The organism is Streptomyces coeruleorubidus, assembly GCF_008705135.1.
Classification (GTDB): Bacteria; Actinomycetota; Actinomycetes; order Streptomycetales; family Streptomycetaceae; genus Streptomyces; species Streptomyces coeruleofuscus.
The window spans coordinates 1,769,356-1,783,618 of sequence record NZ_CP023694.1 but is presented as its reverse complement, the minus strand read 5'-3'; the positions used below and the strand labels follow the sequence as shown (position 1 = coordinate 1,783,618).

The following is a 14,263-nucleotide window of genomic DNA, read 5'->3' as shown; positions in this document are numbered from 1 at the left end:
CCGAGGGGGACACCGGAAACGGTGTCCCCCTCTTCGTGAGGACGTCCATGTCTTCGTGAGGACACCATGTACAAGATCTTTTTCAGTCTGCTCTTCAAGCGGATGGACCCGGAGCAGGCCCACCACCTAGCCTTCCGCTGGATCCGGCTGGCCGCCCGCGTACCCGTCCTGCGCACGTTCCTCGCGGCCGCCCTCGCGCCCCGCCACAAGGAGCTGCGCACGGAGGCCTTCGGGCTGCGCATGCACGGCCCCTTCGGGCTCGCCGCGGGCTTCGACAAGAACGCCGTCGGCATCGACGGCGTGGCCATGCTCGGCTTCGACCACGTCGAGATCGGCACGGTCACCGGTGAGCCCCAGCCCGGCAACCCCAAGCAGCGGCTGTTCCGGCTGGTCAAGGACCGGGCGCTGATCAACCGCATGGGCTTCAACAACGACGGATCGCTCCGCGTCGCCGCCCGCCTGGCCTCCCGGACGCCCGTCTTCAAGACCGTCGTCGGCGTCAACATCGGCAAGACCAAGGTCGTACCCGAGGAGAACGCCGTCGCGGACTACGTGAAGTCCGCCGAGCGGCTGGCGCCCTACGCCGACTACCTCGTGGTCAACGTCTCCTCCCCGAACACGCCCGGTCTGCGCAACCTCCAGGCCACTGAGGCGCTGCGCCCCCTGCTGAGCGCGGTCCGCGAGGCCGCCGACCGCGCGGTGTCCGCGCGGCGCGTCCCGCTCCTGGTCAAGATCGCGCCGGACCTCGCCGACGAGGACATCGACGCCGTCGCCGACCTCGCGGTGGAACTCGGCCTGGACGGGATCATCGCCACGAACACCACCATCGCGCGCGAGGGACTCGGCCTGAAGTCCGACTCCTCCCTGGTCAAGGAGACCGGCGGCCTGTCCGGAGCACCCTTGAAGGATCGCTCCCTGGAGGTCCTGCGCCGCCTCTACGCGCGCGTGGGCGACCGGATCACCCTGGTGGGCGTCGGGGGCGTCGAGAACGCCGAGGACGCCTGGCAGCGCATCCTGGCCGGCGCCACGCTGGTCCAGGGCTACAGCGCCTTCATCTACGAGGGGCCCTTCTGGGGCCGGGCTGTCCACAAGGGGCTCGCCGCGCGCCTGCGCACCAGCCCGTACGCCACGCTCGCCGACGCGGTGGGCGCCGATGTGAGGAAGACGGCATGAGTGGTCTCGAACCCTTCGGCGCCCGCCTGCGCCGCGCCATGGACGAGCGCGGCCCGCTGTGCGTCGGCATCGACCCGCACGCCTCGCTGCTCGCCGAGTGGGGCCTCAACGACGACGTCGCGGGCCTGGAGCGGTTCAGCCGCACGGTCGTCGAGGCCCTGGCGGACCGGGTCGCCGTGCTCAAGCCGCAGAGCGCCTTCTTCGAGCGGTTCGGCTCGCGCGGCGTCGCCGTCCTGGAGAAGTCGGTGGCCGAGGCGCGGGCTGCGGGCGCGCTGGTCGTGATGGACGCCAAGCGCGGCGACATCGGCTCGACCATGGCCGCGTACGCCGAGTCCTTCCTGCACAAGGACGCGCCGCTGTTCTCCGACGCGCTGACCGTCTCGCCCTACCTCGGCTACGGCTCGCTGAGCCCGGCCGTCGCGCTGGCGCGGGAGAGCGGCGCCGGGCTGTTCGTGCTGGCGCTGACCTCCAACCCGGAGGGCGGCGAGGTGCAGCACGCCGTGCGGTCCGACGGCCGGAACATCGGAGCGACCATGCTCGCGCACCTGTCCGCCGAGAACGCGGGGGAGGAGCCCCTGGGGTCCTTCGGCGCGGTCGTCGGCGCGACGCTCGGTGACCTGTCGTCGTACGACCTGGACATCAACGGCCCGCTCCTCGCGCCCGGCATCGGTGCCCAGGGGGCCACGCCGGCCGATCTTCCCCGGGTCTTCGGGACGGCGGTGCGCAATGTCGTGCCGAACGTCAGCCGTGGAGTGCTACGCCACGGTCCCGAAGCGATCACGCTGCGTGATGCCGCGGAGCGCTTCGCGGAGGAGATCCGTCACACCGTGACCTCCTCCTGACCTCCTCCTGACCTCTTCCGGAGTCCTCCGATGAGTGGTCCGGGGCGTGCTTGAGTCTGAATACATCCTCAAATCCGGGGCAGTATGTCCTAAATGTCCCTTCAGATGAAGGCTGACCAGGACTTTTCCGCTGTTCTCGCTGACTCTGGCGGACTTGCCCGCTAGTCTCCGACGAGAGTGAACGGGCAAGCGTGTTGCTCGTAGCTCCCCAGGTGTGGGGCGACTAGGTTCCTCACCGGTCCGTATCCGACAGTTCGACATCCGAGGTGACGTAGGCGTGGCTCTTCCGCCCCTTACCCCTGAACAGCGCGCAGCCGCGCTCGAAAAGGCCGCCGCGGCTCGCCGGGAGCGGGCCGAGGTCAAGAATCGACTCAAGCACTCCGGCGCCTCCCTTCACGAGGTCATCAAGCAGGGCCAGGAGAACGACGTCATCGGCAAGATGAAGGTCTCCGCCCTCCTCGAGTCGCTCCCGGGCGTGGGCAAGGTCCGCGCCAAGCAGATCATGGAACGACTCGGTATCTCCGAGAGCCGTCGCGTGCGCGGCCTCGGTTCCAACCAGATCGCCTCCCTGGAGCGCGAGTTCGGCAGCACCGGCTCCTGAACCGGGCACTCCGGGGAAGCGAGTCCCGGGCACTCCGGGATTGCTGGATAATCGCTGCATGGCTGCAACACCCCGGGGGACGACCCCCGTACCCCCGGACGTACGTCCGCGGCTGACCGTGCTCTCCGGCCCCTCCGGGGTCGGCAAGAGCACGGTCGTCGCCCATATGCGCAAGGAACACCCCGAGGTCTGGCTCTCGGTGTCGGCGACGACCCGCAAGCCCCGCCCCGGCGAGAAGCACGGGGTCCACTATTTCTTCGTCACCGACGACGAGATGGACAAGCTGATCGCCAACGGCGAACTGCTGGAGTGGGCCGAGTTCGCCGGCAACCGGTACGGAACGCCGCGTGCGGCCGTGCAGGAGCGCCTGGAGAAGGGCGAGCCCGTACTCCTCGAGATCGACCTCCAGGGCGCCCGTCTGGTCCGGGAGTCGATGCCCGAGGCCCGGCTGGTGTTCCTGGCTCCCCCCTCCTGGGAGGAGCTGGTGCGCAGACTCACCGGGCGGGGCACCGAACCGCCCGAGGTGATCGAGCGCCGGCTCCAGGCGGCGAAGACCGAACTGGCCGCCGAGCCGGAGTTCGATACGACCCTGGTCAACACCTCCGTCGAGGACGTGGCTCGCGAGCTGCTAGCCTTGGTGGACGTCGTGTGACCATCGCTGATCGATTCCGGGTCTCGCTGATCACCCCGACAGAATCTTTCCCATCCATCGGAAGGTAGAGCGTGTCCTCTTCCATCTCCGCGCCCGAGGGCATCATCAACCCGCCGATCGACGAGCTCCTCGAGGCCACCGACTCGAAGTACAGCCTCGTGATCTACGCGGCCAAGCGGGCCCGCCAGATCAACGCGTACTACTCGCAGCTCGGCGAGGGTCTCCTCGAGTACGTCGGTCCTCTCGTCGACACCCACGTCCACGAGAAGCCGCTCTCGATCTCCCTTCGCGAGATCAACGCGGGGCTGCTGACGTCCGAGGCCGTCGAGGGCCCGGCGCAGTAAGTACTATTTGCAGCTTGACGCTGACTTTTCCACAGGCCCGGCAGGCCGACTGCCGGGCCTGTGGTGTGTCATGGAGTCGTACGTTGTGCCGGTTGCCGAGGTCCGGGGAGAGACGTGGACAAGCCGAAGGTCGTTCTGGGGGTCAGCGGCGGCATCGCCGCGTACAAGGCCTGTGAGCTGCTGCGGCGGCTGACGGAGTCGGGCCACGACGTGCGCGTGGTGCCCACCGCCTCCGCGCTGCACTTCGTCGGCGCCGCCACCTGGTCCGCGCTCTCCGGGAAGCCGGTCTCCACGGAGGTGTGGGACGACGTGCAGGAGGTCCCGCACGTCCGCATCGGACAGCACGCCGACCTGGTCGTCGTCGCCCCCGCCACCGCCGACATGCTCGCCAAGGCGGCCCACGGCCTCGCCGACGACCTCCTCACCAACACGCTGCTCACCGCCCGCTGCCCGGTCGTCTTCGCCCCCGCCATGCACACGGAGATGTGGGAGCACCCGGCCACCCAGGAGAACGTGGCGACGCTGCGCCGCCGCGGCGCCCTCGTCATCGAACCGGCCGTGGGCCGTCTCACCGGAGTCGACACCGGCAAGGGCCGGCTGCCCGACCCGGGAGAGATCTTCGAGGTCTGCCGCCGCGTGCTGGCCCGGGGCGTGGCCGAGCCGGACCTGAAAGGCCGGCACGTCGTGGTCAGCGCCGGCGGCACCCGCGAGCCCCTGGACCCCGTCCGGTTCCTCGGCAACCGCTCCTCCGGCAAGCAGGGCTACGCCCTCGCCCGTACAGCGGCGGCCCGCGGCGCCCGTGTCACGCTGATCGCGGCCAACAGCGCCCTGCCCGACCCGGCCGGCGTGGACGTCGTCCCCGTCGGCACCGCCGTGCAGCTGCGCGAGGCGGTGCTGAAGGCCTCCGCCGACGCGGACGCGGTGGTCATGGCGGCGGCGGTGGCGGACTTCCGCCCGGCGGTGTACGCGGCCGGGAAGATCAAGAAGAAGGACGACCAGGAGCCGGAGCCGATCACCCTGGTACGGAATCCGGACATCCTCGCGGAGGTCTCCGCCGACCGCGTACGCCCGGGACAGGTGATCGTCGGCTTCGCGGCGGAGACCGACGACGTGCTCGCCAACGGCCGCGCGAAACTGAAGCGCAAGGGCTGTGATCTGCTGGTGGTGAACGAGGTCGGGGAGAGCAGAACCTTCGGTTCCGAGGAGAACGAGGCCGTCGTCCTCGGCGCCGACGGCAGCGAGACCCCGGTGCCGCACGGCCCCAAGGAAGCCCTGGCCGAAACCGTCTGGGACCTGGTGGTCGAACGCCTTCGCTGATGTTTGAGTCCCCCTGCACCCCGGTGAAACCCGGCCGATCGGGGCGTGGCGCCTCTGGCCAACGCAGCACGGCATTGGGCAGAATGCCCGTGCCGCAGGTCACAGCGCTTCCGAGTGTCGAGACAGGGAGACCGTGGCCTAAGCGTGACCGATAAGCTGTTCCACGGACGGCGCCGGGTGCAGCCCCCGCCGTCCGCCAAATGATCAGCCAGCAGCCGCTGCAACCCCAGGGAGCGTTGTGTCCCGTCGCCTGTTCACCTCGGAGTCCGTGACCGAGGGTCACCCCGACAAGATCGCTGACCAGATCAGCGACACCATTCTCGACGCGCTGCTCCGCGAGGACCCGACCTCCCGGGTCGCCGTCGAAACCCTGATCACGACCGGCCTGGTGCACGTGGCCGGCGAGGTCACGACCAAGACGTACGCGGACATCGCGACGCTGGTCCGGAGCAAGATCCTCGAAATCGGCTACGACTCCTCGAAGAAGGGCTTCGACGGCGCCTCCTGCGGCGTCTCGGTCTCCATCGGCGCACAGTCCCCGGACATCGCCCAGGGCGTGGACACGGCTTACGAGTCCCGTGTCGAGGGCGATGAGGACGAGCTCGACAAGCAGGGCGCGGGCGACCAGGGCCTGATGTTCGGCTACGCGACGGACGAGACGCCGACGCTGATGCCGCTGCCGATCTTCCTGGCGCACCGCCTGTCGAAGCGCCTGTCCGACGTGCGCAAGAACGGCACCATCCCCTACCTGCGCCCGGACGGCAAGACGCAGGTCACCATCGAGTACGACGGCGACAAGGCGGTCCGCCTCGACACCGTCGTGGTCTCCTCGCAGCACGCCTCCGACATCGACCTGGACTCGCTCCTGGCTCCGGACATCAAGGAGTTCGTCGTCGACCCGGAGCTCAAGGCGCTGCTCGACGAGGGCATCAAGCTCGACACGGAGAACTACCGCCTCCTGGTCAACCCCACCGGCCGCTTCGAGATCGGCGGCCCGATGGGTGACGCCGGCCTGACCGGCCGCAAGATCATCATCGACACCTACGGCGGCATGGCCCGCCACGGCGGCGGCGCCTTCTCCGGCAAGGACCCGTCCAAGGTCGACCGCTCCGCGGCGTACGCGATGCGCTGGGTCGCCAAGAACGTGGTCGCCGCGGGTCTCGCCACCCGCTGCGAGGTCCAGGTGGCCTACGCCATCGGCAAGGCCGAGCCGGTCGGTCTGTTCGTCGAGACCTTCGGCACCGCCAAGGTCGACACGGAGAAGATCGAGAAGGCGATCGACGAGGTCTTCGACCTCCGTCCGGCCGCCATCATCCGCGACCTCGACCTGCTCCGCCCGATCTACTCCCAGACAGCGGCGTACGGCCACTTCGGCCGTGAGCTTCCCGAGTTCACCTGGGAGCGGACGGACCGCGTGGACGCGCTGCGCAAGGCCGTGGGGCTGTAAGTCCCCGCAAGACGGCGGGGCGGCAGGCCCGGACGCCGTCGCGGTACCTCGCGAGGCCCGGCACCCTTCGGGGTGCCGGGCCTCGTCGTGCGTCCGGTGGGCGGGCGACGGGTACTCGGGCGCCGCCGGATGTCAGTGGCGTTTGGTAAGAATGCAAGCGTGAGCAGCGAGAACGAACAGGCGGGCGGCGGCGCGGAGGGTGCGCCGCCCGAGCAGCTCGCGCTCATCCGGGAGAGCGTGCGGAAGGCCAAGACGCCCCGGGCCAAGCCGCGGACCTGGCGGGGGGCCGCGCTCGCCAAGGACCTGCCCATCGCGCGGGTGCTCGTCGACAAGGGCGTGCTCCATCTCGACCGGTACTTCGACTACGCCGTGCCCGAGGAACTGGACGAGCAGGCCCAGCCGGGCGTGCGGGTGCGGGTGAGGTTCGGGGCCGGGCGACACCGCGTGCGGGAAGGACGGCGCGAGGGCGGTGGCCTGATCGACGGGTTCCTCGTCGAGCGGCTGCCCGAGTCCGACTACTCGGGGCCGCTGGCCGCCCTCGCCCAGGTCGTGTCGCCCGAGCGGGTGCTGAGCGAGGAACTGCTGAGCCTGTCCCGGGCGGTCGCCGACCGGTACGCGGGCAGCCTCGCCGACGTCCTCCAGCTCGCCGTACCGCCGCGCAACGCCCGGGCCGAGCAGCGCCGCTCGCCCGCACCGCTGCCGTCGCCCCCGGCGCCCGGGGCGGGCTCCTGGCAGCGGTACGAGCGGGGAGCGGCCTTCCTGGAGTCGCTGGCCTCCGGCGGTGCGCCACGGGCCGTGTGGAACGCGCTGCCCGGCCCTGAGTGGAGCGAGGAGCTGGCCCGGGCGGTCGTGGCGACACTGGCCTCCGGCCGGGGGGCCCTCGCCGTCCTGCCCGACGGGCGGGCGGTCGCGCGGGTCGACGCCGCCCTGACCGCCCTGCTGGGGGAGGGGCGGCACGCGGTGCTCACCGCCGACGCGGGGCCCGAGAAGCGGTACGCGCAATGGCTCGCGGTCCGGCGGGGCTCCGTCCGGGCCGTGATCGGGACCCGGGCCGCGATGTTCGCGCCGGTCCAGGACCTCGGGCTCGTGGCCATCTGGGACGACGGGGACGACAGCCACAGCGAGCAGCACGCCCCGCAGCCCCACGCACGCGAGGTGCTGCTGCTGCGGGCCGCCCAGGACAGGTGCGGCTTCCTGCTGGGCAGCTGGGGCTGCACGGTGGAGGCCGCGCAGCTCGTCGAGAGCGGGTGGGCTCGCCCGCTGGTCGCCGGGCGTGAGCAGGTGCGCGCAGCCGCTCCGCTGGTCCGCACCGTCGGGGACGGGGACCTCGCACGGGACGAGGCCGCCCGGGCCGCCCGGCTGCCGACCCTCGCCTGGCAGGTCGTCAGGGACGGCCTGCGGCACGGTCCGGTGCTGGTGCAGGTGCCCCGGCGGGGATACGTGCCGCGCATGGCGTGCGCCAGCTGCCGGGCGCCCGCGCGGTGCCGGCAGTGCTCCGGACCGCTGGAGACGCGGGACGGCGGCGCGTTGTGCTGCGGATGGTGCGGCCGTGAGGAGAGCGGCTGGCACTGCCCGGAGTGCGGCGCCTTCCGGCTGCGCGCCTCGGTGGTGGGCGCCCGGCGGACCGCCGAGGAGCTCGGACGGGCCTTCCCCGCCGTTCCGGTGCGGACGTCGGGCCGTGAACACGTGCTCGACACGGTGCCGGGGGTGCCCGCACTGGTGGTGAGTACGCCGGGGGCCGAGCCCGTCGCGGAGGGCGGGTACGCGGCGGCGCTGCTGCTGGACGGGTGGGCCATGCTCGGGCGGCCCGATCTGCGCGCCGGCGAGGACGCGCTGCGGCGGTGGATCGCGGCCGGGGCGCTCGTCCGGCCGCAGCCGGCCGGCGGCACGGTGGTGGTCGTGGCCGAACCGACGCTGCGGCCCGTCCAGGCGCTCGTACGGTGGGACCCCGTCGGTCACGCGGTGCGGGAACTCGCCGAGCGGGCAGAGCTGGGGTTTCCGCCGGTGTCGCGGATGGCGGCGGTGTCGGGACCGGCGGAAGCCGTGGCCGAGTTTCTCCGTGCGGCAGAACTGCCGGCGGAGGCCGAGGTGCTGGGGCCGGTGCCGTTGCCCGTCCCCGCAGCGGGACGACCGCGTCGGGCGGGGGCGCCGCCGCCCGGGGAGCAGTGGGAGCGGGCGCTGATCCGGGTGCCGCCGGGGAAGGGCGCCGCGCTGGCCGCCGCGCTGAAGGCCGCGCAGGCGGCGCGGATGGCTCGGGGGAGTGGGAGCGGGAGCGGCGGCGGGAGTGGGGTCTGGGTGCGGATCGATCCGGCGGACATCGGGTGAGTCACTGCCGGGGCCCGGCGGGGGTGGCTTGCGCAGGACTCCCAGACGGCAGCGGCCGGATACGTCGCTGCCCTCCCAGAAGGCGGTCCGGGAGGGCAGGGGTGCGGGAGGGCGGCTCAGCCGTTGCGCGGGCCGGGGAAGGCCGTCGGCCTGGCCTCGTCGCGGAGCGCCGGGCTGCCCGCCGTCGGCTGGGTGGGCATGGAGCGGGCCGCCGGGACCGTCGGGACCGTGGGGAGGCCGGTGTTCACACTGACCGTGCGGGAGCCCGACGGCTCCGGGGTGCGCTCCGCCTCGGCCGCGGCCGGCTGGGGCGTGGCACGGCGCGCGCCGTAACGGCGGTGGACCGCCTGTTTCGTGACTCCGAGCGCGGAGCCCACCGCGTCCCACGAGAAGCCCAGTGAGCGGTCGAAGTCCACGGCCGCCGTGACCAGGGTCTCGACACTGTCCCGCAGCTCCTGGGCGAGACGTACCGTCGGGGCGGGGGCGCGTCCGTAGACGACGAAGCCCGTGGAGGGGCCGGAGCGGCGCGGGCGGTAGACGTTGCCCAACTGGGCGGTGAGGGTGCGCAGTGCGTCCACCTGCCGGCGGACCCGCTCGATGTCCCGCACCAGCAAGTGCAGGCTGGCCCGAGCCTGGGCGTCGTGGGTTGCGTGGTCGGCCATGAACAAGCCTCTCGAACCGGCGTTGAAAGGAATGGGCCGCGATCGCGGCCCGTTGTGGTCAACTCTGTCTTGACCAACGCGGATTCGCTCCGCGGGTCACGGGGTGGGGGCGTGGGGGCATATGCGTGCGCCCGTTTGCGCGGGGTGTGCGCCTCGGCCTTCGGTCTTTGGCTCTGGTCTCCCACCCGCGCACCACTCGTAATAGTTGGCCAAGAGGCTGAGGTCTCCGGTGGGGGGGCCGGGCGCCGTCGGCGGGTTCCCGTTCGAGGGCTCATAGACTTGGGCGTTGCCCGTCTTCGACCCCCTGCCCGAGAGGCCCCCACCACCCCATGAAGCTCGTCTTCGCCGGTACACCCGAGGTCGCCGTTCCCGCTCTGGACGCTCTTCTCGCCTCCGGGCGGCACGAGGTCGCCGCCGTCGTCACGCGGCCCGACGCGCCGGCCGGGCGGGGGCGCAGGCTCGTCGCGTCGCCCGTCGCCGAGCGTGCGGAGGAGGCCGGGATCGAGGTGCTGAAGCCCGCGAAGCCGAAGGACCCGGAGTTCCTGGATCGGCTGCGGGAGATCGGGCCGGACTGCTGTCCCGTCGTCGCCTACGGCGCCCTGTTGCCCCGGGTCGCCCTCGACGTCCCCGCGCACGGCTGGGTCAATCTGCACTTCTCCCTGCTGCCGGCCTGGCGTGGTGCCGCGCCCGTGCAGCACGCCATCATGGCCGGGGACGAGATCACCGGGGCTTCCACGTTCCTGATCGAGGAGGGGCTCGACTCCGGGCCGGTCTACGGGACGGTCACCGAGGAGATTCGGGCCACCGACACCAGCGGGGACCTGCTGACCCGGCTGGCGTTCGCCGGTGCCGGGCTGCTCGCGGCGACCATGGACGGGATCGAGGACGGCACACTGAAGGCCGTACCGCAGCCGGCCGAGGGCGTCAGCCTGGCCCCGAAGGTCAACGTCGAGGACGCCCGCATCGAGTGGACCGCTCCCGCGCTGCGCGTCGACCGGATGGTGCGGGGCTGCACTCCCGCGCCCGGCGCCTGGACCACGTTCCGCGGTGAGCGGCTCAAGCTCATCCAGGTCGCCCCCGTGCCGGACCGGACGGAGCTCGCCCCGGGGCAGATCTCCGCCGGGAAGAACAACGTGTACGTCGGCACCGGCTCGTACGCCGTCGAGCTGGTCTGGGTGCAGGCCCAGGGCAAGAAGCCGATGCGGGCGGCGGACTGGGCACGCGGCGTGCGGATCGCCGAGGGCGAGCGGCTCGGGGGCTGACACAGCGGCACGTCCGGGGCGGCGTAGGCTGGACGGCGCACTTCTTCTCACACCCGGAGCACCTTTTTCGTGAGCGACCAGCCCCGCCGGCCCCGTACGTCCGGCAAGCCCTACCGTCGGCCCAAGAAGGACCCGGTCCGCATCCTCGCCTTCGAGGCGCTGAGGGCCGTGGACGAGCGGGACGCCTACGCCAACCTCGTTCTGCCGCCGCTGTTGCGCAAGGCGCGGGAGAAGGAGGGGCCCGAGGCGTTCGACACCCGGGACGCGGCGCTCGCCACCGAGCTGGTGTACGGGACGCTGCGCCGGCAGGGGACCTACGACGCGGTCCTCTCGGCCTGCGTGGACCGGCCGCTGCGGGAGGTCGACCCACCGGTGCTGGACGTGCTGAGTCTCGGCGCCCATCAGCTGCTCGGGACGCGGATCCCGACGCACGCGGCCGTGTCCGCCACCGTGGAGCTCGCGCGCGTCGTGCTCGGCGACGGGCGGGCCAAGTTCGTCAACGCCGTGCTGCGGAAGGTCGCGCAGCACGATCTGGACGGCTGGCTGGAGCGGGTCGCGCCGCCCTACGACGCGGATCCCGAGGACCACCTCGCCGTCGTCCACTCGCATCCGCGGTGGGTCGTGTCGGCGCTGTGGGACTCCCTCGGCGGCGGTCGCGCCGGCATCGAGGAGCTGCTGCGCGCCGACAACGAGCGGCCCGAGGTGACCCTGGTGGCGCGGCCCGGGCGGGCCACCGCCGAGGAACTGCTGGAAGAGGACGCCGCCGTGCCGGGGCACTGGTCGCCGTATGCCGTGCGGCTGACCGAGGGCGGTGAGCCGGGCGCCGTCGCGGCCGTGCGGGACGGACGCGCGGGCGTGCAGGACGAGGGCAGCCAGCTCGTGGCGCTCGCCCTCGCCAACGCGCCGCTGGACGGGCCCGACCGGCGGTGGCTGGACGGGTGCGCGGGGCCCGGCGGCAAGGCCGCGCTGCTCGGCGCCCTCGCGGCCCAGCGGGGCGCGCTGCTCGTCGCCTCCGAGAAGCAGACCCACCGCGCCGGGCTCGTGGCCAAGGCGCTGGAGGGGAACCCCGGGCCGTACCAGGTGATCGCCGCGGACGGGACGCGTCCGGCGTGGCGGCCCGGCAGTTTCGACCGCGTGCTGGTCGACGTGCCGTGCACCGGACTCGGTGCCCTGCGGCGCCGCCCCGAGGCACGCTGGCGGCGCCGGCCGGAGGACCTGGAGGGATTCGCGCCGTTGCAGCGCGGCCTGCTGCGCACCGCCCTGGAGTCGGTGCGGATCGGCGGTGTCGTCGGCTACGCGACCTGCTCGCCGCACCTCGCCGAGACCAGGGCCGTCGTCGCCGATGTCCTCAAGCAGCACCCGGACAGCGAGCTCCTCGACGCCCGGCCGCTGCTGCCCGGAGTACCGGACCTGGGAGAGGGGCCCGACGTGCAGCTGTGGCCGCATCTGCACGGGACCGACGCGATGTACCTGGCCCTCATTCGCCGGACCGGCTGACTCCCGCTGCGACGCGCTCCCGGGCCGCCGCACCGCCGTCCTCCTTGGCCAGCCGGTGCGGCCACCACACCTTCGGGCCCACGTCCAGGAACAGAGACGTCACCAGGACCGAGCGCACGATGAACGTGTCGATGAGGACGCCGAGGGCGACCGCGAAGCCGATCTCGGCGAAGGCGACCATCGGGAGGGTGCCGAGGGCGGCGAAGGTGCCGGCCAGGACCAGGCCGGCGGAGGTGATGACCGCTCCGGTGGTGGCGAGCCCCGTGACCACGCCAGGTCTGGTGCCCTGGCGGCCCGCCTCCTCGCGGATGCGCGTGGTGAGGAAGATGTTGTAGTCGATGCCCAGGGCGACCAGGAAGACGAAGACGAACAGCGGGAAGTCGGTCGCCTCGCCCGCGTAGTCGAAGACGTACCGGAACGCGAGCGCGCTGATGCCGAGCGCCGCCGTGAACGACAGGATCACCGTCCCGATCAGCAGCAGCGGGGCGATCAGGGCGCGCAGCAGGACGCACAGGATCAGCAGGACGACCACCAGCACCAGTGGGATGATCAGCATGTTGTCGTGCGTGGTCGCCTCGTCCATGTCCAGCAGGGCCGCCGTACCGCCGCCCACCTGGGCGTCGGCGTCCGGCACCGCGTGCACGGTGTCCCGCACCCGCTCCACCGTCTCCTTGGCGGCCTCGCTGTCCGCCGGGGCGGTCATGGTGGCCTCGAACAGGACCTTGCCCTCGAAGGCCGGTTTCGTGCCGGGCGGCAGCCCGAGGGACTGCGGGACCACGCCCTGCGTCGCCGCCACCGCGCGGCCCACCTGCTCGGCCTGCGCCTGGTTGCTGATGATGACCAGGGGATCGCCGCTGCCCGCCGGGAAGTAGCGCGCCGAGACCTCCTGGCCGGTGATCGAGTCCGGTTTCCCGGTGAACGCGTCCGCGTTGCCGATGCCCTCCGCGCGCAGCTGGATCAGCCCCAGCGAACAGACCGCCAGGGCCAGTGCCGTGACGGCCCAGGTCATGCGCGGGCGGCGGGCGATACGGCGGCCCATGCGCGCCCAGACGCCGCGCTCGGTCGGGTCGGGCGTGCCGTAGTGCGGGATCACCGGCCAGAAGATCCACCGGCCGAAGATCACCAGCAGGGCGGGGAAGAGGGTCATCATCGCCAGCAGGGCGACCGCGACACCGATCGCGGCCACCGGGCCCAGGCCGCTGGTGGAGTTCATCTCGGCGGCCAGCAGCACCAGCATGCTCAGCACGACCGTCGCGCCGGAGGCGAGCACCGCGGGGCCCGCGCGGTGCAGCGCCAGGGCCATCGCCTCGTGCCGGTCCTCGTGCCGGCGCAGCTCCTCCCGGTAGCGGGCGACCAGCAACAGGGCGTAGTCCGTCCCCGCGCCGAAGACCAGCACCGTGAGGATGCCGGCGCTCTGGCCGTTGACCGTCAGGCCCGCGTGCTCGGCCAGCAGGTAGATCAGCGCCTGGGAGGCGAACAGCGCGCAGACCACCGAGACCAGGGGGACCAGCAGCAGGGTCAGGCTGCGGTAGGTGATGAGCAGCATGACGATGACGACGGTCATCGCCGCGAACAGCAGCGTGGAGTCGATGCCCTCGAAGGCCTCAGCGAAGTCCGCCGACGTACCGCCCGGGCCCGTGATGTGCACGGCCAGCCCGCCGCCGCCCTCGCCGACGTCGTCCCGGATGGAGTCGACGGCGGGCGAGATCCGCTCCCAGCCCTCCTCGTCCATCGTGATCGGCACGAAGACCTGCGCCGCCCGCGGATCGTCCGGCCGGTCGAAGACCGGTCCCCGCGTCTCCGCGCCCCGGATGCCGTGGTCACGCAGCTCCTTGAGCTGCCGCACGTCCTCGGCGATCTCCGCCCGGTCCTGGGCCGTCAGCCCGCCGTCCCGGGCGTAGATCACGATCGCCGGGATCTGCTCCGGCCGGAAGTCCTCGGAGATCTCCAGCACCTGCGTCGACTCCGCGGACCCCGGTAGCCAGGACGACGCGTCGTTGTCCTGCGCGTCGGTGAGCTTCATGGCGAACGGCGCGGCGACGAACAGCACCACCACCCACAGCACCAGCACCAGCCACTTGGCCCGCCGCCCGCAGACGAGGTGCGCGACGCCCTGTTTCATGGCAACCCCCTGTGCGACC

General features: G+C 72.3%; 12 protein-coding genes. 10 read left to right on the top strand and 2 right to left on the bottom strand.

What is annotated here, in order from left to right; translation table 11 throughout:
• Window positions 1–66 precede the first annotated feature (66 nt).
• The 8 genes from CP976_RS08325 (at window position 67) to CP976_RS08290 (ending at window position 8,701) form a co-directional block, all read left to right on the top strand.
• The gene (locus CP976_RS08325) at window positions 67–1,173 is read left to right on the top strand and encodes a quinone-dependent dihydroorotate dehydrogenase (protein ID WP_150479762.1); all 1,107 of its coding nucleotides are present in this window, start codon (window positions 67–69) and stop codon (window positions 1,171–1,173) included.
• A complete protein-coding gene (pyrF, locus tag CP976_RS08320; RefSeq protein WP_150479761.1) occupies window positions 1,170–2,015 on the top strand; it encodes an orotidine-5'-phosphate decarboxylase in 846 nt (281 codons plus the stop codon). The genes CP976_RS08325 and pyrF overlap by 4 nt, the downstream gene beginning before the upstream one ends.
• A gap of 277 nt (window positions 2,016–2,292) precedes the next feature.
• The gene (locus CP976_RS08315; protein ID WP_003977346.1) at window positions 2,293–2,616 is read left to right on the top strand and encodes an integration host factor; all 324 of its coding nucleotides are present in this window, start codon (window positions 2,293–2,295) and stop codon (window positions 2,614–2,616) included.
• A 58-nt stretch (window positions 2,617–2,674) separates the two neighbouring features.
• A complete protein-coding gene (gmk, locus tag CP976_RS08310) occupies window positions 2,675–3,268 on the top strand; it encodes a guanylate kinase (protein ID WP_150479760.1) in 594 nt (197 codons plus the stop codon).
• Between the two features lie 71 nt (window positions 3,269–3,339).
• The gene (rpoZ, locus tag CP976_RS08305) at window positions 3,340–3,612 is read left to right on the top strand and encodes a DNA-directed RNA polymerase subunit omega (protein WP_030247008.1); all 273 of its coding nucleotides are present in this window, start codon (window positions 3,340–3,342) and stop codon (window positions 3,610–3,612) included.
• A gap of 114 nt (window positions 3,613–3,726) precedes the next feature.
• A complete protein-coding gene (gene coaBC / locus CP976_RS08300; RefSeq protein WP_150479759.1) occupies window positions 3,727–4,929 on the top strand; it encodes a bifunctional phosphopantothenoylcysteine decarboxylase/phosphopantothenate--cysteine ligase CoaBC in 1,203 nt (400 codons plus the stop codon).
• 238 nt (window positions 4,930–5,167) lie between these two features.
• On the top strand, window positions 5,168–6,376 hold the full coding sequence (gene metK / locus CP976_RS08295) for a methionine adenosyltransferase (protein WP_086599754.1): 1,209 nt from the start codon (window positions 5,168–5,170) through the stop codon (window positions 6,374–6,376).
• 159 nt (window positions 6,377–6,535) lie between these two features.
• Window positions 6,536–8,701 carry a primosomal protein N' gene (locus CP976_RS08290; protein WP_150479758.1) on the top strand — a complete coding sequence of 722 codons (2,166 nt, stop codon included), beginning with the start codon at window positions 6,536–6,538 and terminating at the stop codon, window positions 8,699–8,701.
• Window positions 8,702–8,817: 116 nt separating this feature from the next.
• Here the strand turns inward: CP976_RS08290 and CP976_RS08285 are convergent, their stop codons facing one another.
• On the bottom strand, window positions 8,818–9,363 hold the full coding sequence (locus CP976_RS08285; RefSeq protein ID WP_150479757.1) for a hypothetical protein: 546 nt from the start codon (window positions 9,361–9,363) through the stop codon (window positions 8,818–8,820).
• A 329-nt stretch (window positions 9,364–9,692) separates the two neighbouring features.
• Between CP976_RS08285 and fmt the strand changes: the two genes are divergently transcribed.
• Entirely contained in the window at window positions 9,693–10,625 is a 933-nt protein-coding gene (gene fmt, locus CP976_RS08280) for a methionyl-tRNA formyltransferase (RefSeq protein ID WP_150479756.1), read from the top strand.
• 69 nt (window positions 10,626–10,694) lie between these two features.
• Window positions 10,695–12,122, top strand: coding sequence for an RsmB/NOP family class I SAM-dependent RNA methyltransferase (locus CP976_RS08275; protein ID WP_150479755.1), 1,428 nt, complete (start codon window positions 10,695–10,697; stop codon window positions 12,120–12,122).
• Here CP976_RS08275 and CP976_RS08270 read toward each other — a convergent pair.
• A complete protein-coding gene (locus CP976_RS08270) occupies window positions 12,103–14,244 on the bottom strand; it encodes an MMPL family transporter (protein WP_190147064.1) in 2,142 nt (713 codons plus the stop codon). The genes CP976_RS08275 and CP976_RS08270 overlap by 20 nt on opposite strands.
• Window positions 14,245–14,263: the final 19 nt, after the last annotated feature.

What these genes read in the sequence shown, in the direction of transcription:
- CP976_RS08325 (WP_150479762.1), top strand. Translation starts at nt 67, where the DNA reads ATGTACAAGATCTTTTTCAGTCTGCTCTTCAAGCGGATGGACCCGGAG.
- fmt (WP_150479756.1), top strand. Translation starts at nt 9,693, where the DNA reads ATGAAGCTCGTCTTCGCCGGTACACCCGAGGTCGCCGTTCCCGCTCTG.
- gmk (WP_150479760.1), top strand. Translation starts at nt 2,675, where the DNA reads ATGGCTGCAACACCCCGGGGGACGACCCCCGTACCCCCGGACGTACGT.
- CP976_RS08285 (WP_150479757.1), bottom strand. Translation starts at nt 9,363, where the DNA reads ATGGCCGACCACGCAACCCACGACGCCCAGGCTCGGGCCAGCCTGCAC.
- CP976_RS08270 (WP_190147064.1), bottom strand. Translation starts at nt 14,244, where the DNA reads ATGAAACAGGGCGTCGCGCACCTCGTCTGCGGGCGGCGGGCCAAGTGG.
- pyrF (WP_150479761.1), top strand. Translation starts at nt 1,170, where the DNA reads ATGAGTGGTCTCGAACCCTTCGGCGCCCGCCTGCGCCGCGCCATGGAC.